This window comes from Streptomyces sp. NPDC016459 (assembly GCF_040632845.1).
Classification (GTDB): domain Bacteria; phylum Actinomycetota; class Actinomycetes; order Streptomycetales; family Streptomycetaceae; genus Streptomyces.
Genome location: NZ_JBEYCR010000001.1, coordinates 461,001 through 486,312, shown reverse-complemented (window position 1 = coordinate 486,312; position 25,312 = coordinate 461,001). Strand labels below are relative to the sequence as shown.

Genomic DNA, 25,312 nt, shown 5'->3' with positions numbered 1-25,312 from the left:
GTCAGCTCGTCGTCGGCGTCTCCCGCCAGCGGTTCGTGATCGGCAGCCGGCGGTCCTTGCCGAAACCCTTCGCCGAGATCTTGGTGCCCGGCGGATACTGGCGCCGCTTGTACTCCGCCGTGTCCACCATCCGCAACGTCCGCGTCACGAGCTCCTCGTCGAACCCGGCGGCCACGATCGCGTCCCGGCCCTGGTCCTGGTCCACGTACAGCGCGAGGATCGCGTCCAGGACGTCGTAGTCCGGCAGCGAGTCCGTGTCGACCTGACCGGGGCGCAGCTCGGCGCTGGGCGACTTGGTGATCGAGCTCTCCGGGATCGGCGGGGTCTGGCCGCGCTCCTCGGCCGCCCGGTTCCGCCAGCGCGCGAGCCGGAACACGGTCGACTTGTAGACGTCCTTGATGGGCCCGAACGCGCCGACGGAGTCGCCGTACAGCGTCGAATAGCCCACGGCCAGCTCGGACTTGTTGCCCGGCGCCAGGACGAGGTGGCCCTCCTGGTTGGAGATCGCCATCAGCGTCGTCCCGCGCAGCCGCGACTGGAGGTTCTCCTCCGCGAGACCGGTGAGACCGAGCGAGCCCATGTACGCGTCGACCATCGGCTCGATCGACACCGTGCGGAAGTGCAGCCCGGTGCGGCGGGCCAGTTCGGCCGCGTCGTCGCGCGAGTGGTCGGAGGAGTACTTCGAGGGCATGGACACCCCGTACACGTGCTCCGCGCCCAGCGCGTCGCAGGCGACGGCCGCGACGAGGGCCGAGTCGATACCGCCGGAGAGGCCGACGAGCACCGAACGGAAACCGTTCTTCGCGACATACGCCCGCACCCCGATCACCAGGGCCGAGTACACCTCCTCGTCGTCGTCGAGCCGGTGCGCGTACCCGCCCGTCAGCTCCGGCTCGTAGGCGGGCAACGGCTTGTCGGAGAGCACCACCCGGTCGATCCGCAGCCCGTCGTCGACCAGCCCCTCGGGCGCGTCCGCCGAGGCCGCCGGCAGGTCCAGATCGACGATCACGCTGCCCTCGACGAACTGCGGGGCCCTCGCGATCACTTCCCCTTCCGCGTCCACGACGATCGAGTCCCCGTCGAAGACCAGCTCGTCCTGACCGCCCGTCATCGCCAGGTAGGCCGTGACGCAACCGGCTTCCCGGGCCCGCGCGCCGACCAGTTCGAGGCGGGTGTCGTCCTTGTCACGCTCGTACGGGGAGGCGTTGACCGACAGGAGCAGCCCGGCCGCCGCACTGCGCGCCGCCGGTACCCGGCCGCCGTCCTGCCACAGGTCCTCGCAGATCGCCAGAGCCACGTCGACGCCGTGGACGCGGACGACCGGCAGGGTGTCGCCCTGCACGAAGTAGCGGTACTCGTCGAAGACCCCGTAGTTGGGGAGGTGGTGCTTGGCGAAGCGCAGCACGACCTCGCCGCCGTGCAGCACGGCGGCGGCGTTCTCCGGGGAACCGGCCGGCCTGCCGAGCCTCGGCTCGGCACGCTCGGAGCGGTCCAGATAGCCGACGACGACCGGCAGCTCGCCGAACCCCTCGTCCGCGAGCCGACGGGCGAGGCCGCGCAGGGCGGCGCGGGACGCCTCGACGAAGGAGGAGCGCAGCGCGAGGTCCTCGACGGGGTATCCGGTCAGCGCCATCTCGGGGAACGCGACGAGATGCGCGCCCTGCCCGGCGGCGTGCCGGGTCCAGTGCACGATCGCCTCGGCGTTCCCGGCGATGTCTCCGACGGTCGAGTCGATCTGATTGAGGGCGAGGCGTAGTTGAGGCACCCGCCCAGTGTAATCGTCAGACCGACGCTATGTCCTGGGATCCACGCCTCGAGTCCTGCGGCGGGGGCGTCTCGGGGGCCCGGGCACCCGACCCGAGGCCTGGGACCCGGACACCCCGAGCCCCGGGACCCCGACAGCCCGAGTCCCTGATCCCTGGCCTCGCGAGTTCCTGACTCCCCGACATGCGGGGCGCTCGCACCCCGCCGATCATGGGGCCATGACGACCCCTGACGATCCGGCAGAGTCGACACCCCGCGCCGGAACCGGCACGGCGGCCCCCGGCGGTGACAGCACGCGGCGTCGGCCCGTCCCGCGGCCGACGCCGGCCCCCGGCAACGCTCCGGCGCGGCCGTCCCCACCCCGCGACGTCTGACCGGCATGCCCCGGACGGTCACGCGAGCCGCGGCCACCCTGCTGGCCCTCGGCGCCGTCGCGTACACCGCCTGGGTCCTCGAAGTCGTCATCGGCACCGGGCTCGACCCGGTACGGACGTACGTCTCCGAACTCGCCGCGGCGGACCAGCCGCTCGGCGGCCTGTTCCGGGCGACGGACCTGGCGGCGGGACTCCTCGTCCTGGCGGGAGGCCTCCTCGCCCTGGCGGGTACATCGGCCGGCGTCCGCGCGGCCCGGACCCGGCAGCGAGCACCGAAGGACCCCCGTCCCGCCCCCACCCGGGAACGGACGGACGCGGGCCCCCGAGCAGCCCGGACCCGCCGTGGAGCGCGGGAAGACCCCCGCGCGGCCCGGACCCCGCCGCGAGCGCAGGAAGGCTCTCGCGCGGCCCGGACCCCGCCACGAGCGCCGGAAGGCCCCCGCGCGGCCCGGACCCCGCAGCTCTGGGCGCTCGTCGGCTGGGGCGCGCTCGTCGTCTTCGGGGCGGCGACCGCCGTCGACTCGCGGCTGCCGCTCAGCTGCGCCCCGACCGCCGACCCCGCCTGCGCGGCGCGCGAGACCGCCGGGCTCGTGCCCGCCACCCATACGGCCCACGCCGTCAGCTCCGGCCTCGCCATGACCGGCGCACTGGTCGCCCTCGTCGCCCTGACCGTGGCCGCCCGACGTTACGGGCGCCTGCGGCCCCTCGCCCGAGCCGGTCCCGTCCTCGTCGTCCTGGAGCTGGCCGCCACCGTCTGGACCCTGGCCGCCGTCGCCGCCTTCGAGGCCGGGAGGGGCATCTGGGCGCTCGGCGCGGGCCAGCGGCTCCAGGTGCTCCTCATCGCCGTGTGGCTCGGGGTCCTCGCGTACTCTCTGGCCACCGAGGAGGAGAAATGACCTTCGTACGGATCGGGGGAGTGGCCCACCACGTCACCGTCGACGGTTCGGGGCCCGTCTGCGTCCTGAGCGCGGGACTCGGCCTCAGCTGGTTCGACTGGGACCCGGTCGTCCCGCTCCTCGCCCCGCACCGTACGGTCGTCCGCTTCGACCGCCCCGGCCACGGCCTGTCCGCACCCGCCGCCGTCCCGCCCACGGCCACCGGCGAGGCCCAGCGGATCGCCGACCTCCTCGACGCGCTCGGGCTCGCGGGGCCCCTCACCGTCGTCGGACACTCCATCGCCGGGTTCCACGCGGAGGCCTTCGCCCGGCTGCACCCGGCGAGGACCGCCGCCCTCGTCCTCGTCGACTCCTCGGTGGAGGAGCACCCACGGCCCGGCCGGACGACCGCCGTGTCCGAACTGCTCGGCGCCGCCCTCGGCGCCGCCGGGCTGCCGGCCGCCCTCGGCCCGCTGGTCCGCCGCGTGGCCGTACGCCACGACCCGGCCCCAGCAGATCTCGTCCGCCGCGTCTACCGCAGCTCACGCGTGCTGCGCGGCGTCCTCCTGGAGAACGCTCGCTACGGAGCCGTCGCCGCCGGACTCCTCGCCCTGCGCGACCGCCACCCCCTGCCGCCGGACCTCCCCGTCACCGTCCTCGCCGCCCCCGGCGGCTCCGCCCGCTGGGAACGGCGCCAACGCGCGCTGGCCCGGCGGCTCGGCGCCCACTACGAGGCGGCCGTGCCGTCGGGCCATCTGGTCATGCTGGACCGCCCGGACGCGGTGGCCCGTGCGGTCCTGCACCCGGGTCAGGAAGCGGCGTAGACGCTCGTACAGAACGCCTTGATCTGCTCGTCCGACAGGTGCTGGGCCAGGTCGGCCTCGCTGATCATGCCGACGAGCCGCTTGTCCTCGATGACGGGCAGGCGCCGGATCTGATGACTCTGCATCTCCTCCAGGACGGCGCCCACGTCCGCGCCCGCCTCGACCCAGCGCGGGGTGCCCTTCGCCATCTCGCCGCAGGTGATCCTGGACGGGTCGTGGCCCATGGCCACGCAGCCGATCACGATGTCGCGGTCCGTGAGGATGCCGCAGAGCCGTTCGTTCTCGTCGGCGATGGGCAGCGCGCCCACGTTGAGGTCGCGCATCAGCTGCGCGGCGCGGTCGAGCGTCTCGTGTGCCGGGATCCACTGGGCCCCGGGGTGCATGATGTCCTTCGCCGTGGTCATGAGGTGCGTACCTTTCGTCGAACGCGGTCACACGTACATCCCCGAGCAGACCCATTCTCGGCGCACGGCAAGGCCCCCGCGACCGCAAGGGTCACGGGGGCCGAAGGCCCGCCCGCGGTGTCGGTCGCCCTAGGCGCCGGCGCCACGCTTCCGCAGCATGTCCGCCATCAGGAGGATCTCGGACTCCTGCGCGTCGACCATGCCCTGGGCGAGACCGCGCTCGACGTCCACGGTGCACTTCTGGACACAGCCCTCGGCCATGTGGACCCCGCCCCTGTGGTGCTCGGTCATGAGCTTCAGGTAGAGGACCTCGGCCTCGCGGCCGTCGGCCTTCCGCAGCTGGTCCAGCTGCGCGTTGGTCGCCATGCCCGGCATGAGGGCCCCGTCGAGCGGACCGGTGTCACCGGAGCCGCCCATGCCCATCCAGGCCATCGGCTCGACACCGGACTCGACCTTGGGCAGCGCCCACAGATCGAGCCAGCCGAGCATCATGCCCCGCTGGTTGGCCTGGGTGTTGGCGATGTCGTAGGCGAGGCGGCGCACCTCCTCGTCCCGGGTGCGGTCCCGGACGATGAACGACATCTCGACGGCCTGCTGGTGGTGGACGGACATGTCCCGGGCGAACCCGGCGTCCGCCGAGGCGGTGGAGGGCGTACGCGGTGCCTCCTCACGCTCGGCGGAGGCGACGGTGACGGCGCCCCCGGCGAAGAGGAGGGCGAGCGCGACGGCGGTGACCGCCGCCCACCGCGTCCGGTCCGGCCGCCGGGCCGGAGAGGACGTCAGGACGTCCTCGTCCCCGCTCACTGGTCGAGCCCGCCGGTGCAGGCCGCGCCGCGCTCGGGGGTCTGCGGGCCCTGGACGTACTTCGTGAAGAAAGCGTCGATGCGCGGGTCCTCGGCGTTGTCGACGGTCACCTGCTTGCCCCAGGCGGACAGCATGATGGCGCCGGTCTGGTCGTCGACCGGGCTCATCAGCGTGTACTGCGTCTTGCCGACCTTCTCCTCCAGCGACTTCACGTCGTCGGCGGCGGCCTTCTTGCTGTACGTCACCCAGACGGCGCCGTGCTCCAGCGAGTGCACGGCGTTCACCTCGGGGATGGCCTTCTTGTAGACCACGCCGTCGCAGTTCATCCAGGCCGGGTGGTGGTCGCCGCCGACCGGCGGCTTCATGTCGTACTTCACGGCCGTCTCGACGTGGTTGCGGCCGAGCTTCGCCGCGTCCCAGGACTTCTCGGCGGTGATGGGGGCCTTCGCGGCGGCGTCCTTGCGGTCCTGCTCGTCGGACTTCTTCATCAGTACGAAGGTGCCGAAACCGACGAGGCCGAGGACGACGACCCCGGAGACGCCGATGGTGATCAGACGGTTGCGGCGCTCACGGGCCTGCTCGGCGCGGCGCATCTCCTCTATTCGGGCGCGGCGGTCGGCGTTGGCGGAGCGGTTGGCGGCCATGGTGATGTCGTCCTTCGTCAGCGGGGCGGGGTGGAGTTCGGGAGTGGACGTGCGGGGCGGGACGCCCATCGCCGCTACGTCCGGAGAACTTGAAGGACGTGCAGGTCCGGCGCGCGCGGCCGGGCGACGGAACGGCCCGCCGGCCCGTCGTCGGACGGCGGATCGAGACGCGGGAGCCCGCCCACCGCGTGCGGCGGCGGGTCGAGCGGGGGCGCGCTGAGCACCGCGGGGGAGAGGGAGGGGAAGAGGGAGCAGCCGCCCCGGTCGTACGGGCAGACGTACTCGCTCCCGGCGGCGGTCACCGCCCGCGCGGTCACGGCGGCGCCGGTCCCGGCAGGGGTGACCGTCCGCGCGTCGGGCCGAGCGTCGGCCTCGTGATGACCGTCGGGCCCGGCGCCCAGACAGAAGAAGAGCGCGGCGAGGAGCGTCGCCACGGCACTCACCAGTGCCATGGGACGCGCGTGTCGGGACGGGCGTACGAGCCCTGTGGCCCCCATGGGCGCAGATCGTAGTGGGCGCGGGGCCTTTGTGGGCCGAACGGGGTACCACTCGGTACCGAGCAGGAAGGACCCGCCGGGCGGACGGACACCCCGATCCGTCCCCTCCCGCGTTACCTGAGTCACACCGGAGCAGGCACTATGGGTGTGCAACGTGCGCGAAACCATGTGGTGGGATGCTCAGGTGCCCCCCGATGTACCCGAGGCGGTGGGAGCAGGCGGCCTGACCAGCGAGGATGGGTGTGGAAATGGACAAGCAGCAGGAATTCGTGCTCCGTACGCTCGAGGAGCGCGACATCCGCTTCGTACGTCTGTGGTTCACCGACGTGCTCGGCTTCCTCAAGTCGGTGGCCGTGGCGCCCGCCGAACTGGAGCAGGCCTTCGACGAGGGCATCGGTTTCGACGGTTCCGCGATCGAGGGCTTCGCCCGCGTCTACGAATCGGACATGATCGCCAAGCCGGACCCGGGAACCTTCCAGATCCTGCCGTGGCGCGCCGAGGCCCCGGGCACGGCGCGGATGTTCTGCGACATCCTGATGCCGGACGGCTCGCCGTCCTTCGCGGACCCGCGCTACGTCCTCAAGCGGGCCCTGGCCAAGACCTCGGACCTGGGCTTCACCTTCTACACCCACCCCGAGATCGAGTTCTTCCTCCTGAAGGACAAGCCGCTCGACGGCTCGCGGCCGACGCCCGCGGACAACTCGGGCTACTTCGACCACACCCCGCAGAACGTGGGCATGGACTTCCGCCGCCAGGCCATCACCATGCTCGAATCGATGGGCATCTCGGTGGAGTTCAGCCACCACGAGGGCGCCCCCGGCCAGCAGGAGATCGACCTCCGCTACGCCGACGCCCTCTCCACGGCCGACAACATCATGACCTTCCGCCTCGTCATGAAGCAGGTCGCGCTCGAACAGGGCGTCCAGGCGACCTTCATGCCGAAGCCGTTCTCGGACTACCCGGGCTCGGGCATGCACACCCACCTGTCCCTCTTCGAGGGCGACCGGAACGCGTTCTACGAGTCGGGCGCCGAGTACCAGCTCTCGAAGGTCGGCCGCTCCTTCATCGCGGGCCTCCTGAAGCACGCGGGCGAGATCTCGGCCGTCACCAACCAGTGGGTCAACTCGTACAAGCGCATCTGGGGCGGTTCGTCCCGCACGGCCGGCTCGGGCGGCGAGGCCCCCTCGTACATCTGCTGGGGTCACAACAACCGCTCCGCCCTCATCCGCGTCCCCATGTACAAGCCGGGCAAGACGGGCTCCTCCCGCGTCGAGGTCCGCTCCATCGACTCGGGCGCCAACCCGTACCTGACGTACGCGGTCCTCCTCGCCGCCGGCCTCAAGGGCATCGAAGAGGGTTACGAACTCCCGGCCGGCGCCGACGACGACGTCTGGGCCCTCTCCGACTCGGAACGCCGGGCGATGGGCATCGAACCGCTCCCGCAGAACCTGGGCGAGGCGATCTCCCTGATGGAGAAGAGCGAACTGGTCGCGGAGACCCTCGGCGAGCACGTCTTCGACTTCTTCCTCCGCAACAAGAAGCAGGAGTGGGAGGAGTACCGCAGCGAGGTCACCGCCTTCGAGCTGCGGAAGAACCTGCCGGTGCTGTAGGCGCAGGTCAGAAGCAACACGACCCTGAAGCGAGGGTGCGGGCCGACGGGGGACTGCCGGCGGCCCGGCCCCGTTCCGATCGCCCGGGCCGTCTGGGGGCCGTCCGACGTCGCGGGAGGCTCCGTGTACGCCGTCGACGTCCCGGCGAGCACGCCTCCGCAGGTTTCCGCGCAGTTATCCGAATCTGCCCGCGCGCCGGACGTCGGAGGGGCCTGTCCCGCCGACTGCCGCGCCGTCGGCGGCGTTCGCGACTCGCCCTCGGCCGGCACGTCCTCCACCCGCGCCGGATCGGCATGGACCGCTGAGAGGCCCTGCCCTTAGCCTGACCGTGCTTCGAAGATCAACGTGTCGGGCGGGCCTCCGGAACGCCGCTCGCAGGGGGGTATGACATGCACGGTAGGGGAAGCGCGTGATGTCCGGCGGAGCGGGGCTCGTGAAGGCGCTGGTGGTGATCGGGCTCGTACTCGGGGTGATCGGGTCCATCACCGCCTGGTTCCTGTCGTTCGAGGGATATCTGCCGGGCGACGCCATGGTGCGGACCTGGGCCACCGCGAAGGACCGGCCCAGCGACGACAAGGCCAACGACAGTTGGGTCGTCGGTGACGTCGCCGTCCGCAGCCGGTTCGACGCGGTGACCGGCTTCGGCATCGCAGAGGGGCAGGACGGGAAGAAGCTCTGGGAGTTCGTACCGCCCGGCCGCGCCCAGATCTGCGGAAGTGCGCCGCGCGCGGACGAGGGGGTCCTCCTCGTCGCGTACGGCACGGAGAGCGGCGCCACCAGCGGCGGGAGCGGCAAGCCCGCCTCGCTGGGCAAGGGCAAGGGCTGCTCGACCGTCCTTGCCTTCGACACGAAGGACGGGCGGGAGCTGTGGAGCGCCCCGCGGACCGTCTCGGACGGCCGGTTCTCCGGGGACGGATTCCTGGATGCGGGGGGCGGCCTGGCATTGATCCACGACGAACGGACCGAGCAGGAGGTGCGGACGCCGGGTGGCAACCGTTCCCTGCGCGCCCTCGACCTCCGCACAGGTAAGGCCCGTTGGGCGGCGGCCGTTCCCGGCACGTGCGGGGTGGGGGACACGTTCGTGGGCAGGGAACAGGTCCACGCTGTCCTGGCCTGCGGCGGGGAGGACGCGGACGGCCCGGGCTCCGAAAACGGCGGGGACGTCGAGTTGATGGCGGCGGCCTTTGACCGCGGCACCGGCGCCCTGCAGTGGAACGTTCCCATCGACGCCCGTCGCCCCGTGTCGGCGGACTCCAGCGTGGTCATCAAGTCGGCCGACCCCTTGGTGCTGAGGGTCGCACGGTCCTCGAACGGGAACTCGGGCGAGGCGACAGGCGCGTACGTCTCCTTCGGTCAGGACGGGCATCCTCGGCCGGGCATCGAGCTCAGCGGCGACTACGGCCAGATCGACGCGGCGGAGGTCGTCGGCGAGCGGATGTACGCGCTGGCGTGGACTCATTCCAGGGGACGGCACTACCGGCTGGTCGCCTTCGACCTGAAGACCGGCGAAGAGGTGTGGAACAACGAGTTGGACGAGCCCGCCGCCGGGCTGGCCGTGCGGGGCGACCGGGTCACCGTGCTGTGCGAGTGGTCGACGCAGGCCAGCGCCATCACCGAGCTGCTCGTGTACGACGCCGGCAACGGCGAGGAACTCGACGAGCGCCATTTCCGTGAGGAAGCGCCCAGCGGCTACTTCTTCGAGCACGACGGGCGGATCATCGTTGCCGGAGCGGCCGGCGACCATGCCTTCACCGCGTTCGAGCGCTGGTGAGCAGACGACTGGTGCGTCCCGTGCTCGCGCGAGCGGTAGGCACCGTGCACAGCCGGGCCGACGGCACATCGCCGTCGGCCCCGGGTCGTCTCGCCGTACGCGCCTCAAGGGCCCCGCGCCCGGCTCCGGATGAAATGCGTTGCCCCGGAGCGCCGCGCCGTTCAGACTGCCCCGGTGAAGATCCCTTCCGCCGCCACCGCGCGGCTTCTGTTGCATCCGCTGAGCGTGGACGGCGCCGAGCGTGTCGTCGCCCGGGAGCCCGGGGCCGGTGACCGGTGGGCCGAGGGGTATCCGCAGGACGGGGACGTTCGCGGGTGCACCGGGTTCCTGCGGGGGGTCGCCGAGCGCGGTGATCCCGGGGTGTACCGGGCGTACGAGATACGGCTCCCGGAGAGCGGCGTCGTCGTCGGCGGGATCGGGTTCCACGGGCCGCCGGACGACCTCGGGGTCGTGACCGTCGGGTACGGGGTCGTGCCGGGGGAGCGGGGCAAGGGGTACGCCTCCGAGGCGCTGCGGGCGCTCGTCGAGATCGCCCGCGTGGCCGGCGCCGCCGGGGTGAAGGGCGACGCCGACCTGGACAACCCGGCCTCGCACAAGGTCATGGAGGCCGCCGGGATGCCGTGCGTGGCGGAGGACGAGAAGCTCCGCCACTTCTACCTGGCGCTCTGAGGCGCCCGGCCTCAGCGTTCCGACAGCTCCGACGGGGCCTCCTGGACGACCCAGCCGTTGCCGTCCGGGTCCTCGAAGGCCATGAACGAGTTCCAGGTGTCGCCCTTGCCGTCCTCCCAGCCCGTCGCGCCGACGTGCCGGACCGGGGTGACGTCGACGCCCCGGTCCACGAGCTCCCGGCGGGCCGCCTCGATGTCGGTGACGCAGAGCTGGAGGCCCTGGAGGCTGCCCGGCGCCATGTTCTTCGTGCCCGGCATCGACGGCATCCCGCTGATCATCGCGATCGAACAGCGCGAGCCCGGCGGGGTCGCCTGGATGATGCGCATGCCCGGGGCCACCTCGTCGTCCAGGTCGATCTTGAAGCCGCACCTGTCGCCGTAGAACTCCTTCGCCCGGTCCATGTCGGTGACGGGTACGGGCACGACTTCCAGGGTCCAGTTCATGGGTTCTCCTCAGAAACGCCAGCGGGTCTGGCCGAAGGGGTCGCCCTTGGCGAAGCCGAAGACCGTGCGGGGCACGACCGCGAACACCAGGGCCGTACCACCGTCGCCCACGAACGCCCCCTCGCGCACCTCGAACCGCCAATCCGGCCCGTACTTCCCCACGTACGCCTCCGCCAGCACCGACAGCCGGCCTTCGTCGGTCACCCGCTCCGCCTCGCCCTCGACCACCAGGTCGAAGCCCTCGCCGAGCGTGGGCGTGCCCGTGGTGAGGGCGACCGACGGGTTGCCCGCCAGGTTGCGGGCCTTGCGTTCGTCGGGGCCGGTGCAGAAGTGGAGTGCGCCGTCCGACCACACCGCGATCAGCGGCGTGACGTGGGGGCGGCCGTCGGGACGTACGGTCGTCAGCCAGAAGACCTCGGCCGCCGCGAGCCGGGCGGCGGCGTCCGGCCAGGACGCCGGGGCGGCCTCCGGGTCGCTGAAGCGGGGGTCCAGGGAGGTCCGCGGGTTCATCGCCGTTCCTTTCGCCGGGCAGGTCGCGCACCGGCAGGCGTACCGGGAGGTGCGCCTGGGTGCCTCTCTCCCTACGACCGCTCGGCGCTCACGAACTCATCGGTCCGCCGGAGTCCAGTGCAGCCTGCCGTCCAGGCCGATCGCCGCCACCCCGTCCGTCCCCGCGTCCGGCGCCCCCGCGAACAGGAACCGCTCCAGCCGCCACACCGGCCGCGCCCCCGCCCGGCCGTGCGGCGCCGTCGCCAGGAAACCGGTCCGCGACCGGACCGCGAGCAGGGCGTCGCCGCCGCTCACCGGCCCGAAGCCGGCGACTCCCGCGCCCGGCAGCTCGGTGACCGGGGAGACCGGGCCCGCGCCCGAGAAGTCGGCGCTCCGCAGGTCCCCGGAGGCCGGCTTGCGGAACCAGAGCCGTACGCCGTCGCCGTCCGGAGCCGCGCTCGCGCTCAGCGCCAGCGTCGTCGGCGGCAGCCCCGTCCGGGTCGGCCCGGTGAACCGCCCGCCGGGGTGGCGCTGCGCCCACGTCAGGACGGTGCTCGGGGTGCTCGCGAAGACATGGCCGCGCCCGGCCGCGTCCGTCGCCGCGACCGGGTCGCCGTACACGTCCGCGCCGCCGAGCGTCCGCCACGGACCCCAGCCGCCGTCCGCGCGCTGCTCGCGGACCGCCAGACGGTGGAGGCTGTCCCGCAGCAGCAGGGTCGCCCGGCCGTCGCCGGCCACGGTCACCGCGGGCGCGCTGATGTCCGAGGTGCCCCGGGCGTCGTCCCGCTCGGGCGTGCCGAGCGAGGACCACGGGCCGAAGGCGCCGCCCGGCGCCGTCTGCGCGGTGGTCACCACCTCGCGGCGGTAGTCGGCGGGACCGCCCGCGAGCACCGTCCGGGTGCCGAACACCGCGATACGGCCGTCGGGCAGCGTCACCGAGGTGACCCCGCTGTCCAGGCCGCCGCCGGGCAGCAGCGTCGGGCCGCGCCAGCCGGTGCCGGTGGCCGGCTTGCGCCAGACGGCGAGGTGTCCGTCGAGCACGGAGAACGCGTGGAGGCCGCCGTCCCGGTCCCGCTGCACCCAGGAGGTGGAGGTGCCACGTGCGTACCGCACGGTGTGGGTCCAGCCCCGCCCGGCGGGCCGGGCCGCCACCTTCAGGTCCCCGCAGCCGGCGGCCGTCCCGCAGTCGTTGACGCCGTCCAGCCAGGCGTACGTCTCCATCGTCTTCAGCTTCGCGCCCGCCGTCTCGGGGTCGAGCGTGTGCGGCAGGACGCTGGTGGGGTAGCCGAGGTAGTTCTGCACGCCGACACGCGGATGCCCGGGGACGTCGGCGTACCGGGCGAGCGCGGCCTGGGTGAACCTCGCCCCGTACAGGTGGTCCTGGTGGTCCCGGAGCCTCCCGCTCTTCGGGTCCTTGCCGGGGCTCGGGTCCTGCATCCGTACGAACGTCGGCCGGAAGCGGTCGAGCAGCCCCGTGATCGTGGCGACGACCTGGTCCTTCGTGTACGTGAAGTCGGCGCCGACCGGGGTGCCGGAGGAGCGCTGGGACTCCAGGGCGGTGACGCGGCCGTTCCAGAGGCCGTTGAGGCTGTGCGGGCGGTCGGCGTTGATCGAACCGGCCTCGCGCAGCTGCAGCCACACCAGCGTGACCTGCGGCTGTGCGCGCAGGGTGTCCAGTTCGGCCGTCGCGCCGCCGGCCGTGGGTATCGCGACCCGCTCCCAGGGGCTGGTGCGGCTGCCGGTCGCCATCTCGGCGTACGCGGCGCGGATGCCGTTCTGGCGGGCCTCGGCGTACTCCGCCTTGTCGGGCTCGGCCGCCGCGGCGTCGCGCGGGCGCGCGTTGACACCGTCCGACTCACCGGCCGTGAGATAGACCGAGGTCAGGGGGTGACCGGAGCGGATCGACTGGGATATGTCCGGGTTCATGAAGAACAGGTCGTCGTCCGGGTGCGCCACGATCTGCACCACGGAGGTGGGCGCCTTCCGGGGCCGGACGGACTCGGCGGGCGACGTGGACGGCGGCGCGGGCGCCTCCGCCTTCGGCTGTGCCGCTCCGGCCTTTGGATGGTCCGCCTCCGCCGTCGTCCTCGGCTGCGCCGCCTGTGCCGTCGGCGTCCGTGGCGCTCCCGTCACCGACAGCAGTCCGGCGAAGGTGCCGCCCACCAGGGCGGCCGTCACCGCCACGGAGGCGGTCCTGCGGCGGGACGGGAGGAGACGACGGCGGGGGCGGACAGACATGTTCGGCGGCGCGCTTTCGAGCAAGGGGCGGACGGGCGACAGGGATCGGACGGGCAGCGAGGGACGGGCGGGCGACGGGGACGGACAGCCGGAAGGGGCCCGTCCCGGTGGGACGGGCCTTCTCCGCGGCAAGACGGACTTTCAAGAAATACGGTTCATCGGCCCCGAAAAGCGATCAATGTGCGAGACGTCACGTGTGATCCTCTGCGAACCGAAGGCCCCGACGCCCCCGCTCCCCACTCCGGATAGGCTCGATCCGCCCGGGCCCACCCCGGGGCTGACCTGCTCGGAGGGAGCGGCGGAATGACGGTGCCCGGACGTAGAAGCAGCACCTTCTCCCGTCTGCTCCGGCACGGCTTCACCGCCCCCTCCGCCGCCGAGCGGCTCCTGGACCTGCCCGAGCTCGCCGCCCTGCGCGGCGACCCCGTCCTCCTCGACGCCCTCGGCGCCACCGCCGACCCCGACCTCGCCCTGCGCGGCCTGGTGCGCCTGGTCGAGGCGCAGCCCGAGGCCGAGCGCCAGAGGTTCACGACCACGCTGCTCTCCGCCAAGCCGTTCCGGGACCGGCTCCTCGGGGTCCTCGGCGCCTCGGAGGCGCTCGCCGACCACCTGGCCCGTCACCCCCGCGACTGGGAGTCGCTCGTCACGTACGAGGCGGTGGACCTGCACCCGGGGATCGCGGAGTTCGAGCGGGGGCTCGCCGACGCCGTCGACGCGGTCTCGCTGCGGGTCTCCTACCGCCGCTGCCTCCTCGCCATCGCGGCCCGTGACGTGTGCGGCACCATCGACGTCGCCGAGACCGCCGCCGAGCTCGCGGACCTGGCCACGGCGACCCTGCGCGCAGCGCTCACCCTCGCCCGTACCGCCGCGCCCGACGACGCGGCCCTGTGCCGGCTCGCCGTGATCGCGATGGGCAAGTGCGGCGGCCACGAGCTGAACTACGTCTCCGACGTCGACGTGATCTTCGTCGGGGAGCCCGCGGAAGGCGCCGACGAGGGCAAGGCGATCCAGGCGGCGAGCCGTCTCGCCGCGCATCTGATGCGGATCTGCTCGGAGACCACCGTCGAGGGCACCATCTGGCCGGTCGACGCCAATCTGCGCCCCGAGGGCCGCAACGGCCCCCTCGTCCGCACCCTCTCCTCCCATCTCGCCTACTACCAGCGCTGGGCGAAGACCTGGGAGTTCCAAGCGCTGCTGAAGGCGCGCGCCGTCGCGGGCGACCCCGAGCTCGGCGCCCAGTACATCGACGCCGTCTCCCCGCTGGTCTGGCAGGCCACCGAGCGGGAGAACTTCGTCCCCGACGTGCAGAAGATGCGCCGCAGGGTCGTCGACAACATCCCGGCCGCCCAGGTCGACCGCGAGCTGAAGCTCGGCCCCGGCGGTCTGCGGGACGTCGAGTTCGCCGTCCAGCTCCTCCAGCTCGTGCACGGCCGCAGCGACGCCGGACTGCACAGCGGCACCACCCTCGACGCGCTCGCCGCCCTCGCCGCCGGCGGATACGTCGGCCGGGCCGACGCGGCCCAGCTCGACGAGGCGTACCGCTTCCTGCGGGCCATGGAACACCGCATCCAGCTGTACCGGCTGCGCCGCACCCACCTCGTCCCCGAGGACGAGTCCGACCTGCGGCGCCTCGCCCGCTCGCTCGGCCTGCGCACCGACCCGGTCGCCGCGCTGAACAAGGAGTGGAAGCGGCACGCGGCGGTCGTCCGCCGCCTCCACGAGAAGATCTTCTACCGGCCGCTGCTCGACGCGGTGGCCCAGCTCGCCCCCGGCGAGATCCGGCTCAGCCCGAAGGCGGCCGGACAGCGGCTCGAAGCGCTGGGGTACGAGGACCCCGCCGCCGCCCTGCGCCACCTGGAGGCACTGGCCTCCGGGGTGAGCCGCAAGGCCGCGATCCAGCGGACGCTGCTCCCGGTGCTGCTCGGCTGGTTCGCGGACTCGGCGGACCCGGACGCCGGCCTGCTCGGCTTCCGCAAGGTCTCGGACGCCCTCGGCAAGACCCCCTGGTACCTGCGGCTGCTCCGCGACGAGGGCGCCGCCGCCGAGAACCTCGCCCGGGTCCTCTCCGCCGGGCGGCTCGCCCCCGACCTGCTGCTCCGCGCCCCCGAGGCGGTCGCGCTGCTCGGTGACCCGGAGGGGCTGAAGCCGCGCGGCCGGGACCATCTGGAGCAGGAGGTCCTGGCGGCGGTGGGCCGCGCGGGCGACGCCGAGCAGGCCGTGGCGGCGGCCCGCGGGGTGCGCCGCAGGGAGCTGTTCCGTACCGCCGCGGCCGACCTCATCGGCTCGTACGGCACGGAGGACAGCCCCCGGGAGATCGATCCGGGGGCGCTGGTCGACCGGGTGGGGGAGTCCGTCACGGACCTCAACGCGGTGACGATCGCCGGGGCCCTGCGGGCCGTCGTGCGGGCCGAGTGGGGCGAGGAGCTGCCGACCCGGTTCGCCGTCATCGGCATGGGGCGCTTCGGGGGGCACGAGCTCGGGTACGGCTCCGACGCCGACGTCCTGTTCGTGCACGAGCCGCGTGAGGGCGTCGACGAGCAGGAGGCCGCGCGGGCCGCGAACCGGGTGGTCGCGGAGATGCGCCGGCTCCTCCAGGTGCCGACGGCCGACCCGCCGTTGCTGATCGACGCGGACCTCAGGCCGGAGGGCAAGAGCGGCCCGATGGTCCGCACCCTGAAGTCGTACGCGGCCTACTACCGCCGCTGGTCGCTCGTCTGGGAGAGCCAGGCGCTGCTGCGGGCCGAGCCCGTGGCGGGAGACCGGGAGCTGGCGGACCGGTTCATCGAGCTCGTCGACCCGCTGCGCTATCCGGCCGAGGGCCTCGGCGAGGACGCGGTCCGCGAGATCCGCCGTCTCAAGGCCCGGATGGAGTCGGAGCGGCTGCCGCGCGGCGCCGACCCGACGCTCCACGCGAAGCTGGGGCGCGGTGGCCTCAGTGACGTCGAGTGGGCGGTCCAGCTGTTCCAGATGCGGCACGGCTGGGCGGAGCCGGGGCTGCGGACCCCCCGTACCCGTGAGGCGCTCAGGGCGGCGAACGCGGCCGGTCTGATCGCGACGGAGGAGGCGCAGACCCTGGACGAGGCGTGGGTCCTGGCCACCCGGGTCCGTAACGCGGTCATGCTGGTGCGCGGCCGGCCCGGCGACACCTTCCCCTCGGACCCGCGCGAACTCGCGGCGGTGGGACGCTACCTGGGGTACGGGCCGGGGCGCGTCGGCGAGATGGTCGACGACTACCGGCGGATCACGCGCAGGGCCAGGGCGGTCGTCGAGGAGCTGTTCTACGGGGCGTGACAGCCCTCACCGCAGGTGAGGGCCCTGGAGGGGATGACCACGCACACGGCGCTCGCGCCGGGCCGGCTCGCCGTCACCGGCGGCCGGGTCACCTGCCGGAGCCGACCCGCGGCTGCTCCGCCGTCCCGTCGGCCGACTCGGTCTCGCGGGCGGGATCCGCCGCCGGGGCCGGGCCCCTCCACGGCACCGCCCCGGGGGTCGGTTCCACCAGCTTGGGCAGGTGGTGCGGCCGGGAGCCGTACCAGAAGTACGAGACGAGGAAGCCGAAGGCCAGGCAGATCAGGCCGCCGACCGCGTCCAGCCAGAAGTGGTTCGCGGTGGCGACGATCACGACCAGCGTCGCCATCGGGTAGAGCACGCCAAGGATCTTCGCCCACGGCGCCTTGGCGAGCAGGAAGATCGTCAGACCGCACCAGAGCGACCAGCCGATGTGCATCGAAGGCATCGCCGCGTACTGGTTCGACACGTTCTTGAGGTTGCCCGAGGCCATCGAGCCCCAGGTCTGGTGCACGAGCACCGTGTCGATGAAGTTCTGGCCGTTCATGAGCCGGGGCGGTGCGAGCGGGTACAGGTAGTAACCGACCAGGGCCACACCGGTGGTGGCGAAGAGGACCGTGCGGAACGCCGCGTAACGGCCCGGGTGCCATCGGTACAGCCACACCAGCACGCCGATGGTCACGACGAAGTGCAGCGTGGCGTAGTAGTAGTTCATCGACACGATCAGCCAGGTCACCGAGTTCACGGCGTGGTTGACGGCGTGCTCGAAGGCGAGGCCGACGGACTCCTCGGCCCGCCAGATCCAGTCGGCGTTCTGCAGCGCCTGGGTCTTCTGCTCCGGCACCGCGTTGCGGATGAGGGAGTACGTCCAGTAGCTCACCGCGATGAGCAGGATCTCGAACCAGATCGTGGGGCGCCGGGGCGTGCTCGCGCGCAGGCGCGCGAACCTGCCGTCGGCCACGATGGGTGACGACGGGGTCGTCCGGTTTTCCAAACTCTTCACGGTCGTTTCACCCATAGGGAGAGAGTCTGCCAGATCCCTTCCCCCCGACCGATCATCCCCCGGACGGGTTCGGGGCGCACCCGGTCCCCCTCGGGGAGGACGTCCGAGGGCGGATGCGCAGGGGTCAGACGGAGGGACGGACGGTGGTCGGGGCCGAGGCGGTGGACCCGCGGACGACCAGTTCGGGCATGAACACGAACTCGGAGTGCGGGGCCGGAGTGCCGCCCACCTCTTCGAGCAGCGCGCGGACCGCGGCCTGCCCCATCGCCTGCACGGGCTGCCGGATGGTGGTCAGCGGCGGATCGGTGAAGGCTATGAGGGGCGAGTCGTCGAAGCCGACGACGGAGACGTCCCGGGGGACGTCGAGCCCCTGCTGCCGGGCGGCCCGGATCGCGCCGAGCGCCATCATGTCGCTCGCGCAGACGACCGCCGTGCAGCCCCGGGAGATCAGCGCCCCGGCCGCGGCCTGGCCGCCCTCCAGGGTGTAGAGGGAGTGCTGGATCAGCTCCTCCGACTCCTCCGGTCCGAGACCGAGCCGCTCCTCCATGCCCTTCTGGAAGCCCTCTATCTTGCGCAGCACCGGCACGAACCGCTTCGGACCGACGGCGAGCCCGATCCGGGTGTGCCCGAGCGCGGCCAGGTGCGTCACCGCGAGCCGCATCGCCGCGCGGTCGTCGGGGGAGACGAAGGGCGCCTGGACCTTGGGGGAGAAGCCGTTGAGCAGGACGTACGGGACGCCCTTGCCGCGCAGCTGGTCGTAGCGCGTCATGTCGGCGGTGGTGTCGGCGTGCAGTCCGGAGACGAAGATGATGCCGGCGACGCCGCGCTCCACCAGCATGTCGGTGAGCTCGTCCTCGGTGGACCCGCCGGGGGTCTGGGTGGCGAGGACCGGCGTGTAGCCCTGCCGGGTCAGGGCCTGCCCGATGACCTGCGCGAGCGCGGGGAAGATCGGGTTGTCGAGTTCGGGGGTGATGAGACCGACGAGCCCCGCGCTGCGCTGGCGCAGTCGTACGGGCCGCTCGTAGCCGAGCACGTCGAGCGCGGCAAGGACGGACTCGCGGGTGGCGGTGGCCACTCCCGGCTTGCCGTTGAGCACGCGGCTGACTGTGGCCTCACTGACCCCCGCCTGGGCTGCGATGTCGGAGAGCCGCGCGGTCATGAGGATGGACTGTACCGGTCACCGGGCGTATTGCCCACCGACCGGATGATGCAAGCCACCTCGCAAGGTCTTGCAGGAATTGCGGGGCGCGTGAGCAGGTGCTCGGGGCGCGCGCGGCGGCCCGAACGCCCCGCTGGAGGCCTCTTTCAGCTGCTGTCAAGCGATCCGATGGCAACCTTAGGGACACGTGGATGTAACGATCCCCGGTCCTTGCAGAAAGTTCCCGCAAGGTCTTTCGGCGCGTTTTCATCCCTGTTACGTTCCTGGCAACCCGGAGCGCCGCGAGGGAGCGGTCGCATGAGGAAGGTTCCAGCCCCTCGTCCCCCCGGGATCAGTTGAAGGAGTTCACATGCGGCGTGGCATAGCGACCACCGCGCTGGTCGCGGCCCTGGGCGTGACCCTGGCGGCGTGCGGGAGCGACAGCGGTTCGAACGGCGGCGGCTCGACGACTTCGGGCGAGCTCTCCGGAACCGTGACCTGGTGGGACACCTCCACGGTCGGCTCCGAGGACAAGGTCTTCAAGAAGGTCGCCGAGGACTTCAAGAAGAAGCACCCGAAGGTCACCGTCAAGTACGTGAACGTGCCGTTCGGTGAGGCGCAGAACAAGTTCAAGAACGCCGCCCAGTCCGGCTCCGGCGCACCCGACGTCATCCGCTCCGAGGTCGCCTGGACCCCCGAGTTCGCGGACCTCGGCTACCTGGCCCCGCTCGACGGCACCCCGGCCCTCAAGGAGTCGGACGACTTCCTGGAGCAGGCCGCCGCCTCCACCAAGTACAACGGCAAGACGTACGCGGTGCCGCAGGTCATCGACTCCATGGGCATCTTCTACAACAAGAAGATCTTCAAGGAGGCCGGTGTCGCGGTCCCCAAGACCATCGACGAGCTCAAGACCGTCTCCGCCAAGATCAAACAGAAGACCGGCAACCCCGGCCTGTACCTGCGCGGCGACGACGCCTACTGGTTCCTCTCCTTCCTGTACGGCGAGGGCGGCGACCTCGTCGACGCCGAGAAGAAGACGATCACCGTCGACAACGCCGCCGGCGTGAAGGCCTTCAAGGTCGTCAAGGACCTGGTCGACTCGGGCGCGGCCAAGACCGACGCGACCGACGGCTGGAACAACATGCAGACGGCCTTCAAGGACGGCAAGGTCGCCATGATCATCAACGGCCCCTGGGCCGTCTCCGACACCCACGCGGGCAAGGAGTTCACCGACAAGGCCAACCTGGGCATCGCCCCGGTCCCGGCCGGTTCGGCCGGCCAGGGCGCCCCGCAGGGCGGTCACAACCTCGCCGTCTACGCGGGCTCCAAGAACCTCGCCGCCTCCTACGCCTTCACCGAGTACATGACCTCGGCCGAGACGCAGGCGACGGTCGCGAAGGAGCTCAGCCTCCTCCCGACCCGGCAGTCCGTCTACATCAAGCCGGACGTGGCGACCAACGAGATGATCACCTTCTTCAAGCCGGTCGTCGACAAGGCCGTCGAGCGCCCCTGGATCCCGGAGACCGGCAGCCTCTTCGCGCCGCTCGTCACCGAGTACACCAAGGTCCTCACCGGCCAGACCACCCCGGACGCGGGAGCCAAGGCGACGGGTGACTCCTACCGCAAGCTCCTGAAGGACTGGAAGTAACAGGAAGGCAGGCCGGCTGATGGCTGTGGACACCCCCAGCCAGTCGGTGGTGAAGGCCGCGGGCGACAGCGTCGCCCGCGGCCGGAGCCGCGGAACTGGAAAGCCCCGGAGCGGGCCCAAGCGCTCCCTCTCCACCCACTGGTACGCCTGGGCGATGATCGCCCCGGTCACCGTCGTGATCGCCGTGATCATCGGCTACCCGCTGGTCCGCGGTGTCTACCTGTCCCTGACGAACGCCAACGAGCGGAACGTCGCCCGCTCGATCGGGGTCAACGAGATCCCGGCCACCTACGAGTTCGTCGGTCTCGACAACTACGCCGACGCGCTCACCGGCGGGCAGTTCCTCGGGACGCTCGGCTGGACGATCGTGTGGACCGTGTCCTGCGTGGCGATCACCTTCGCCCTCGGCCTGAGCCTCGCCAACGTCCTCAACCGCAGGATCGCCGGCCGCTCCGTCTACCGGATGCTGCTGATCCTGCCCTGGGCGGTGCCCGGCTTCGTCTCCGTCTTCGCCTGGCGCTTCCTCTACAACCAGGACAACGGTCTCCTCAACAAGCTCCTCGCGGGCGGCGGCATCGACGCCGTCCCGTGGCTGAACGACCCCACCTGGGCCAAGTTCTCGGTCATCCTCGTCAACGTCTGGCTCGGCGTCCCGTTCATGATGGTCGCCCTCCTCGGCGGGCTCCAGTCCATCCCCGGCGAGCTGTACGAGGCCGCCGAGATGGACGGCGCCAACGCCTGGCAGCGCTTCCGGCACATCACCATGCCCGGCCTCAGCGCGGTGTCGACGACGGTGATCCTGCTCTCCACCATCTGGACCTTCAACATGTTCCCGGTGATCTTCCTGCTCACCCGGGGCGGACCCGGCGAGGCCACCCAGATCCTCGTCACCCAGGCGTACAAGTTCTCCTTCGAGATCAGCCCGCGCGACTTCGCCCAGTCGTCCACGTGGGGCGTCCTCATCCTGGTCCTCCTGATGATCTTCGCCGCGATCTACCAGCGCGTCCTCCGCAAGCAGGGAGAAGTCTGGTGACCACCACGACCCCCACCCCGCAGACCGCGAACCTCCCGGTCCGCGGCCGCCGTTCGCCGCTCGCCTCGGTCGCGCTGCACGTCACGCTCGTCGTGGCGTCGGTGATCGCCGTCTTCCCGGTCCTCTGGGTCCTGCTGACCTCGCTGAAGCCCGCGAAGTACGCCATCACCACGGACTTCTTCAAAGAGACGACGTTCGAGAACTACACGAACCTGCTGAACGACACCCCGTTCCTCACCTGGTTCGGGAACTCGCTGCTCGTCGCCGGACTCACCACCGTCATCGGCGTCTTCATCTCCGCCACCACGGGCTACGCCGTCAGCCGCTTCCGCTTCCCCGGCAAGCGCGGACTGATGTGGACGCTGCTCATCACCCAGATGTTCCCGGTCGCCGTCCTTATCGTGCCGATCTACAACATCATGGCGTCGATGGGCCTGCTCAACCAGCCCGTCGGCCTGGTCGTCACGTACCTGACGATCGCCGTCCCCTTCTGCGCGTGGATGATGAAGGGCTTCTTCGACACCATCCCGCGCGAGATCGACGAGTCCGGCTACGTCGACGGGCTCACCCCGTTCGGCACCTTCTGGCGGCTGATCCTGCCGCTCGCCAAGCCGGGCATCGCCGTCACCGCCTTCTACTCCTTCATCACCGCCTGGGGCGAGGTCGCCTACGCCTCCGCCTTCATGGTCGGCGACGAGAACCTCACCCTGGCCGGCGGACTGCAGAAGTTCGTCAACCAGTACGGCGCCCAGTGGGGCCCGATGGCAGCGGCCTCCGTGCTGATCGCCGTCCCCGCCGCCCTGGTGTTCCTCATCGCCCAGCGGCACCTGGTCACCGGCATGTCCGCCGGTGCCGTCAAGGGCTGACGGCCCTGAGCGCCCCTCCTGTACGCACCTCCTTACCTCCCAGGGAAGCCATGACCCAGCATCTCGCCACCCCGGCCGACGCCCCGACCACCGGCACGCACACGGGCTGGTGGAGAGACGCCGTGATCTACCAGATCTACCCGCGCAGCTTCGCCGACGGCAACGGCGACGGCATGGGCGACCTGGAGGGCGTCCGGCGCCGGCTGCCGTACCTCAAGGAGCTCGGCGTCGACGCCGTCTGGCTCTCGCCGTTCTACGCCTCGCCGCAGGCCGACGCGGGGTACGACGTCGCCGACTACCGGGCCATCGACCCCATGTTCGGCTCGCTCCTCGACGCCGACGCGATGATCCGCGAGGCCCACGACCTGGGCCTGCGCGTCATCGTCGACCTGGTGCCCAACCACTCCTCCGACCAGCACGAGTGGTTCCAGCGCGCGCTGCGCGAGGGCCCCGGGTCGCCACTGCGCGAGCGCTACCACTTCCGCCCCGGCAAGGGATCGAGCGGCGAACTGCCGCCCAACGACTGGGAGTCCATCTTCGGCGGCCCGGCCTGGACCCGCACCGAGGACCCGGACGGCACCCCCGGCGACTGGTACCTGCACCTGTTCGCCCCGGAGCAGCCCGACTTCAACTGGGAACACCCCGCCGTACGCGACGAGTTCCGCTCCATCCTCCGCTTCTGGCTCGACATGGGCGTCGACGGCTTCCGCGTCGACGTCGCCCACGGCCTCGTCAAGGCCGAGGGCCTGCCCGACCTCGGCGCCCACGACCAGCTGAAGCTGCTCGGCAACGACGTCATGCCCTTCTTCGACCAGGACGGCGTCCACGAGGTCTACCGCTCCTGGCGACGGATTCTTTCCGAGTACTCCCCCTCGGCTTCGCCTGGGGGGACCCCCAGCGAGCGCATCCTCGTCGCCGAGGCCTGGACCCCCACCGTCGCGCGCACCGCGAACTACGTGCGCCCCGACGAGATGCACCAGGCCTTCAACTTCCAGTACCTGGGCACCCACTGGGACGCGGCCGAGCTGCGGCGCGTCATCGACGAGTCGCTGGAGGCGATGCGCCCGGTCGGTGCCCCCACCACCTGGGTGCTGTCCAATCACGACGTCACCCGGCACGCCACCCGCTTCGCCAACCCGGCGGGCCTCGGCACCCAGCTGCGCACCGCCGGGGACCGCGAACTCGGCCTGCGCCGGGCCCGCGCCGCGACCCTGCTGATGCTGGCCCTGCCCGGCTCGGCGTACATCTACCAGGGTGAGGAGCTCGGTCTGCCGGACGTCACCGACCTGCCCGACGAGGTGCGCCAGGACCCGTCGTTCTGGCGGGCCAGCGGCCAGGACGGCTTCCGCGACGGCTGCCGGGTCCCGATCCCGTGGACCGTCGAGGGCTCCTCGTACGGCTTCGGCGACGGCGGCTCCTGGCTGCCGCAGCCCGCGACCTGGGGCGCGCTGAGCGTCGAGGCGCAGACGGGTGACCCCGGCTCCACCCTGGAGCTGTACCGCAGCGCGCTCGCCGTCCGCCGCGAGCGCCCCGGACTCGGTGCGGGCGAGTCCGTCGAGTGGCTGGAGGCACCCGAGGGTGTGCTCTCCTTCCGCCGTGACGGATTCGTCTGCACCGCCAACACCACCGGCCGGGCCATCTCCGTCCCGCTGCCCGGCCGGTATCTCCTCTCCAACGAGGACGTCAGGATCGTCGACGACGAGGCGTTGGTGCCCGCCGACACCACCGTCTGGTGGGCGGTGTGACGATCCCCCTGCCGCGGGGCGCCGGGAACGGCGCCCCGCGGCTCGCGGACATCGCCGCCCAGTCCGGTGTCAGCGAGGCCACCGTCAGCCGTGTCCTCAACGGCAAGGCGGGCGTGGCCGGGGCGACCCGGCACAAGGTGCTCGCGGCGCTCGACGTCCTCGGGTACGAGCGTCCCGTACGGCTCAAACGCCGCAGCGCGGGCCTCGTCGGGCTCGTCGTGCCCGAGCTGACCAATCCGATCTTCCCGGCGTTCGCCCAGGTCGTCGAGCAGGTCCTCGCCGGTCACGGCTACACCCCGGTGCTCTGCACCCAGATGCCCGGCGGCGCCACCGAGGACGAACTCGTCGAGCAGCTCGTGGAGCGCGGGGTGGCCGGCATCGTCTTCCTCTCCGGGCTGCACGCGGACGCCTCCGCCGACCCCTCCCGCTACGCCCGGCTGTCCGCCCGGGGCGTGCCGTACGTCCTCATCAACGGCTACAACGAGCACATCGACGCCAACTTCGTCTCCCCGGACGACCGGGCCGCGGCCCGCATGGCCGTGCGGCACCTGGTCGAGCTGGGCCACGAGCGGATCGGGCTCGCCATCGGCCCCACCCGCTACGTCCCCTCGCGCCGCAAGGCCGAGGGCTTCACGGCCGAGCTGTACGAGCTCCTCGGCGTCGAACGGGCCGACGCGGAACGGTTCATCAGGCCCACGCTGTTCGGTGTCGAGGGCGGGCACGCCGCCGCCGACATCCTGCTCCGTGAGGGCTGTACGGGCATCGTCTGCGGCTCCGACCTGATGGCGCTCGGCGTGATCCGTGCCGTCCGCGCCCGCGGCCTCGACGTGCCCGGGGACGTCTCCGTCGTCGGCTTCGACGACTCGCCGCTCATCGCCTTCACCAGCCCGCCCCTCTCCACCGTGCGCCAGCCCGTACAGGCCATGGCGACGGCGGCGGTCGGCGCGCTCCTGGAGGAGATCGAGGGCAATCCCGTGCAGCGCACGGAGTTCGTCTTCCAGCCGGAGCTGGTGGTGCGCGGCTCCACGGCGCAGCCTCCCGCGGGCGCTCACCGCGACCCCCAAGTCCTTTCGTAACAAGTTGCGTCGGGGTGTCCGGAGGGTTGACCGGGCGCCGGGGCACTCGTACGGTCACGGCTGAAAACAGTTGCTGAAGTTTTCGGCAACTTCTTGCGACATCGACGTC

The 25,312-nt window shown here is 71.9% G+C and carries 21 protein-coding genes; 11 read left to right on the top strand and 10 right to left on the bottom strand.

Annotated elements, in window-relative coordinates:
• Nucleotide 1: 1 nt before the first annotated feature.
• Entirely contained in the window at nt 2–1,765 is a 1,764-nt protein-coding gene (locus ABZ567_RS02160) for an NAD+ synthase (RefSeq protein WP_360783516.1), read from the bottom strand.
• 378 nt (nt 1,766–2,143) lie between these two features.
• Here ABZ567_RS02160 and ABZ567_RS02155 point away from each other — a divergent pair, with 378 nt between their 5' ends.
• Both ABZ567_RS02155 and ABZ567_RS02150 read left to right on the top strand, forming a co-directional pair.
• Complete coding sequence (locus ABZ567_RS02155) at nt 2,144–3,034, top strand: DUF998 domain-containing protein (RefSeq protein ID WP_360783513.1); 891 nt, start codon at nt 2,144–2,146, stop codon at nt 3,032–3,034.
• Nucleotides 3,031–3,837: an alpha/beta fold hydrolase gene (locus ABZ567_RS02150; protein WP_360783510.1), complete on the top strand. Its 807-nt coding sequence runs from the start codon at nt 3,031–3,033 to the stop codon at nt 3,835–3,837. The genes ABZ567_RS02155 and ABZ567_RS02150 overlap by 4 nt, the downstream gene beginning before the upstream one ends.
• Here the strand turns inward: ABZ567_RS02150 and ABZ567_RS02145 are convergent.
• From ABZ567_RS02145 to ABZ567_RS02130, 4 genes are all read right to left on the bottom strand, one after another.
• Nucleotides 3,822–4,241 carry a CBS domain-containing protein gene (locus ABZ567_RS02145; RefSeq protein WP_360783507.1) on the bottom strand — a complete coding sequence of 140 codons (420 nt, stop codon included), beginning with the start codon at nt 4,239–4,241 and terminating at the stop codon, nt 3,822–3,824. The two genes, ABZ567_RS02150 and ABZ567_RS02145, sit on opposite strands and share 16 nt — an antisense overlap.
• Nucleotides 4,242–4,370: 129 nt before the next feature.
• Entirely contained in the window at nt 4,371–5,024 is a 654-nt protein-coding gene (locus ABZ567_RS02140) for a DUF305 domain-containing protein (RefSeq protein ID WP_360784994.1), read from the bottom strand.
• Between the two features lie 17 nt (nt 5,025–5,041).
• On the bottom strand, nt 5,042–5,689 hold the full coding sequence (locus ABZ567_RS02135; RefSeq protein ID WP_360784992.1) for a DUF3105 domain-containing protein: 648 nt from the start codon (nt 5,687–5,689) through the stop codon (nt 5,042–5,044).
• A gap of 74 nt (nt 5,690–5,763) precedes the next feature.
• Nucleotides 5,764–6,141 (bottom strand): hypothetical protein, encoded by a 378-nt coding sequence (locus ABZ567_RS02130; protein WP_360783505.1) that lies wholly within the window; start codon nt 6,139–6,141, stop codon nt 5,764–5,766.
• A gap of 293 nt (nt 6,142–6,434) precedes the next feature.
• Here ABZ567_RS02130 and ABZ567_RS02125 point away from each other — a divergent pair, with 293 nt between their 5' ends.
• From ABZ567_RS02125 to ABZ567_RS02115, 3 genes are all read left to right on the top strand, one after another.
• On the top strand, nt 6,435–7,796 hold the full coding sequence (locus tag ABZ567_RS02125) for a glutamine synthetase family protein (protein ID WP_073806877.1): 1,362 nt from the start codon (nt 6,435–6,437) through the stop codon (nt 7,794–7,796).
• A 412-nt stretch (nt 7,797–8,208) separates the two neighbouring features.
• Nucleotides 8,209–9,567 (top strand): PQQ-binding-like beta-propeller repeat protein, encoded by a 1,359-nt coding sequence (locus ABZ567_RS02120; RefSeq protein ID WP_360783502.1) that lies wholly within the window; start codon nt 8,209–8,211, stop codon nt 9,565–9,567.
• Between the two features lie 174 nt (nt 9,568–9,741).
• Complete coding sequence (locus ABZ567_RS02115) at nt 9,742–10,236, top strand: GNAT family N-acetyltransferase (protein ID WP_360783499.1); 495 nt, start codon at nt 9,742–9,744, stop codon at nt 10,234–10,236.
• Nucleotides 10,237–10,247: 11 nt separating this feature from the next.
• On the opposite strand, the gene ABZ567_RS02110 is transcribed toward ABZ567_RS02115, so the two are convergent.
• The 3 genes from ABZ567_RS02110 to ABZ567_RS02100 form a co-directional block, all read right to left on the bottom strand.
• The gene (locus ABZ567_RS02110; protein WP_360783496.1) at nt 10,248–10,679 is read right to left on the bottom strand and encodes a VOC family protein; all 432 of its coding nucleotides are present in this window, start codon (nt 10,677–10,679) and stop codon (nt 10,248–10,250) included.
• A 9-nt stretch (nt 10,680–10,688) separates the two neighbouring features.
• Entirely contained in the window at nt 10,689–11,189 is a 501-nt protein-coding gene (locus ABZ567_RS02105; RefSeq protein ID WP_360783494.1) for a pyridoxamine 5'-phosphate oxidase family protein, read from the bottom strand.
• A gap of 96 nt (nt 11,190–11,285) precedes the next feature.
• Nucleotides 11,286–13,406: a PIG-L family deacetylase gene (locus tag ABZ567_RS02100; RefSeq protein WP_360783492.1), complete on the bottom strand. Its 2,121-nt coding sequence runs from the start codon at nt 13,404–13,406 to the stop codon at nt 11,286–11,288.
• 303 nt (nt 13,407–13,709) lie between these two features.
• On the opposite strand from ABZ567_RS02100, the gene ABZ567_RS02095 reads away from it, so the two are divergent.
• Nucleotides 13,710–16,697 (top strand): bifunctional [glutamine synthetase] adenylyltransferase/[glutamine synthetase]-adenylyl-L-tyrosine phosphorylase, encoded by a 2,988-nt coding sequence (locus ABZ567_RS02095; protein ID WP_360783490.1) that lies wholly within the window; start codon nt 13,710–13,712, stop codon nt 16,695–16,697.
• A gap of 88 nt (nt 16,698–16,785) precedes the next feature.
• Here ABZ567_RS02095 and ABZ567_RS02090 read toward each other — a convergent pair whose 3' ends face one another.
• Both ABZ567_RS02090 and ABZ567_RS02085 read right to left on the bottom strand, forming a co-directional pair.
• Nucleotides 16,786–17,712 (bottom strand): phosphatase PAP2 family protein, encoded by a 927-nt coding sequence (locus ABZ567_RS02090; RefSeq protein ID WP_360783487.1) that lies wholly within the window; start codon nt 17,710–17,712, stop codon nt 16,786–16,788.
• A 109-nt stretch (nt 17,713–17,821) separates the two neighbouring features.
• A complete protein-coding gene (locus ABZ567_RS02085) occupies nt 17,822–18,856 on the bottom strand; it encodes a LacI family DNA-binding transcriptional regulator (RefSeq protein WP_360783484.1) in 1,035 nt (344 codons plus the stop codon).
• A gap of 349 nt (nt 18,857–19,205) precedes the next feature.
• On the opposite strand from ABZ567_RS02085, the gene ABZ567_RS02080 reads away from it, so the two are divergent.
• From ABZ567_RS02080 to ABZ567_RS02060, 5 genes are read left to right on the top strand one after another with little or no spacing between them, the layout of a single operon-like run.
• Nucleotides 19,206–20,483, top strand: coding sequence for an extracellular solute-binding protein (locus ABZ567_RS02080; RefSeq protein ID WP_360783481.1), 1,278 nt, complete (start codon nt 19,206–19,208; stop codon nt 20,481–20,483).
• Nucleotides 20,484–20,502: 19 nt separating this feature from the next.
• Nucleotides 20,503–21,516: a sugar ABC transporter permease gene (locus ABZ567_RS02075; protein WP_360783478.1), complete on the top strand. Its 1,014-nt coding sequence runs from the start codon at nt 20,503–20,505 to the stop codon at nt 21,514–21,516.
• Entirely contained in the window at nt 21,510–22,382 is an 873-nt protein-coding gene (locus ABZ567_RS02070; protein WP_360784990.1) for a carbohydrate ABC transporter permease, read from the top strand. The genes ABZ567_RS02075 and ABZ567_RS02070 overlap by 7 nt, the downstream gene beginning before the upstream one ends.
• 50 nt (nt 22,383–22,432) lie before the next feature.
• The gene (locus ABZ567_RS02065) at nt 22,433–24,127 is read left to right on the top strand and encodes an alpha-amylase family glycosyl hydrolase (RefSeq protein WP_360783475.1); all 1,695 of its coding nucleotides are present in this window, start codon (nt 22,433–22,435) and stop codon (nt 24,125–24,127) included.
• The gene (locus ABZ567_RS02060; protein WP_360783473.1) at nt 24,115–25,203 is read left to right on the top strand and encodes a LacI family DNA-binding transcriptional regulator; all 1,089 of its coding nucleotides are present in this window, start codon (nt 24,115–24,117) and stop codon (nt 25,201–25,203) included. The genes ABZ567_RS02065 and ABZ567_RS02060 overlap by 13 nt, the downstream gene beginning before the upstream one ends.
• The last annotated feature ends 109 nt before the right edge of the window (nt 25,204–25,312 follow it).

What these genes read in the sequence shown, in the direction of transcription:
- ABZ567_RS02155 (WP_360783513.1), top strand. Translation starts at nt 2,144, where the DNA reads ATGCCCCGGACGGTCACGCGAGCCGCGGCCACCCTGCTGGCCCTCGGC.
- ABZ567_RS02150 (WP_360783510.1), top strand. Translation starts at nt 3,031, where the DNA reads ATGACCTTCGTACGGATCGGGGGAGTGGCCCACCACGTCACCGTCGAC.
- ABZ567_RS02145 (WP_360783507.1), bottom strand. Translation starts at nt 4,241, where the DNA reads ATGACCACGGCGAAGGACATCATGCACCCCGGGGCCCAGTGGATCCCG.
- ABZ567_RS02135 (WP_360784992.1), bottom strand. Translation starts at nt 5,689, where the DNA reads ATGGCCGCCAACCGCTCCGCCAACGCCGACCGCCGCGCCCGAATAGAG.
- ABZ567_RS02130 (WP_360783505.1), bottom strand. Translation starts at nt 6,141, where the DNA reads ATGGCACTGGTGAGTGCCGTGGCGACGCTCCTCGCCGCGCTCTTCTTC.
- ABZ567_RS02125 (WP_073806877.1), top strand. Translation starts at nt 6,435, where the DNA reads ATGGACAAGCAGCAGGAATTCGTGCTCCGTACGCTCGAGGAGCGCGAC.
- ABZ567_RS02120 (WP_360783502.1), top strand. Translation starts at nt 8,209, where the DNA reads ATGTCCGGCGGAGCGGGGCTCGTGAAGGCGCTGGTGGTGATCGGGCTC.
- ABZ567_RS02110 (WP_360783496.1), bottom strand. Translation starts at nt 10,679, where the DNA reads ATGAACTGGACCCTGGAAGTCGTGCCCGTACCCGTCACCGACATGGAC.
- ABZ567_RS02105 (WP_360783494.1), bottom strand. Translation starts at nt 11,189, where the DNA reads ATGAACCCGCGGACCTCCCTGGACCCCCGCTTCAGCGACCCGGAGGCC.
- ABZ567_RS02100 (WP_360783492.1), bottom strand. Translation starts at nt 13,406, where the DNA reads ATGTCTGTCCGCCCCCGCCGTCGTCTCCTCCCGTCCCGCCGCAGGACC.
- ABZ567_RS02095 (WP_360783490.1), top strand. Translation starts at nt 13,710, where the DNA reads ATGACGGTGCCCGGACGTAGAAGCAGCACCTTCTCCCGTCTGCTCCGG.
- ABZ567_RS02090 (WP_360783487.1), bottom strand. Translation starts at nt 17,712, where the DNA reads ATGGGTGAAACGACCGTGAAGAGTTTGGAAAACCGGACGACCCCGTCG.
- ABZ567_RS02085 (WP_360783484.1), bottom strand. Translation starts at nt 18,856, where the DNA reads ATGACCGCGCGGCTCTCCGACATCGCAGCCCAGGCGGGGGTCAGTGAG.
- ABZ567_RS02080 (WP_360783481.1), top strand. Translation starts at nt 19,206, where the DNA reads ATGCGGCGTGGCATAGCGACCACCGCGCTGGTCGCGGCCCTGGGCGTG.
- ABZ567_RS02075 (WP_360783478.1), top strand. Translation starts at nt 20,503, where the DNA reads ATGGCTGTGGACACCCCCAGCCAGTCGGTGGTGAAGGCCGCGGGCGAC.
- ABZ567_RS02065 (WP_360783475.1), top strand. Translation starts at nt 22,433, where the DNA reads ATGACCCAGCATCTCGCCACCCCGGCCGACGCCCCGACCACCGGCACG.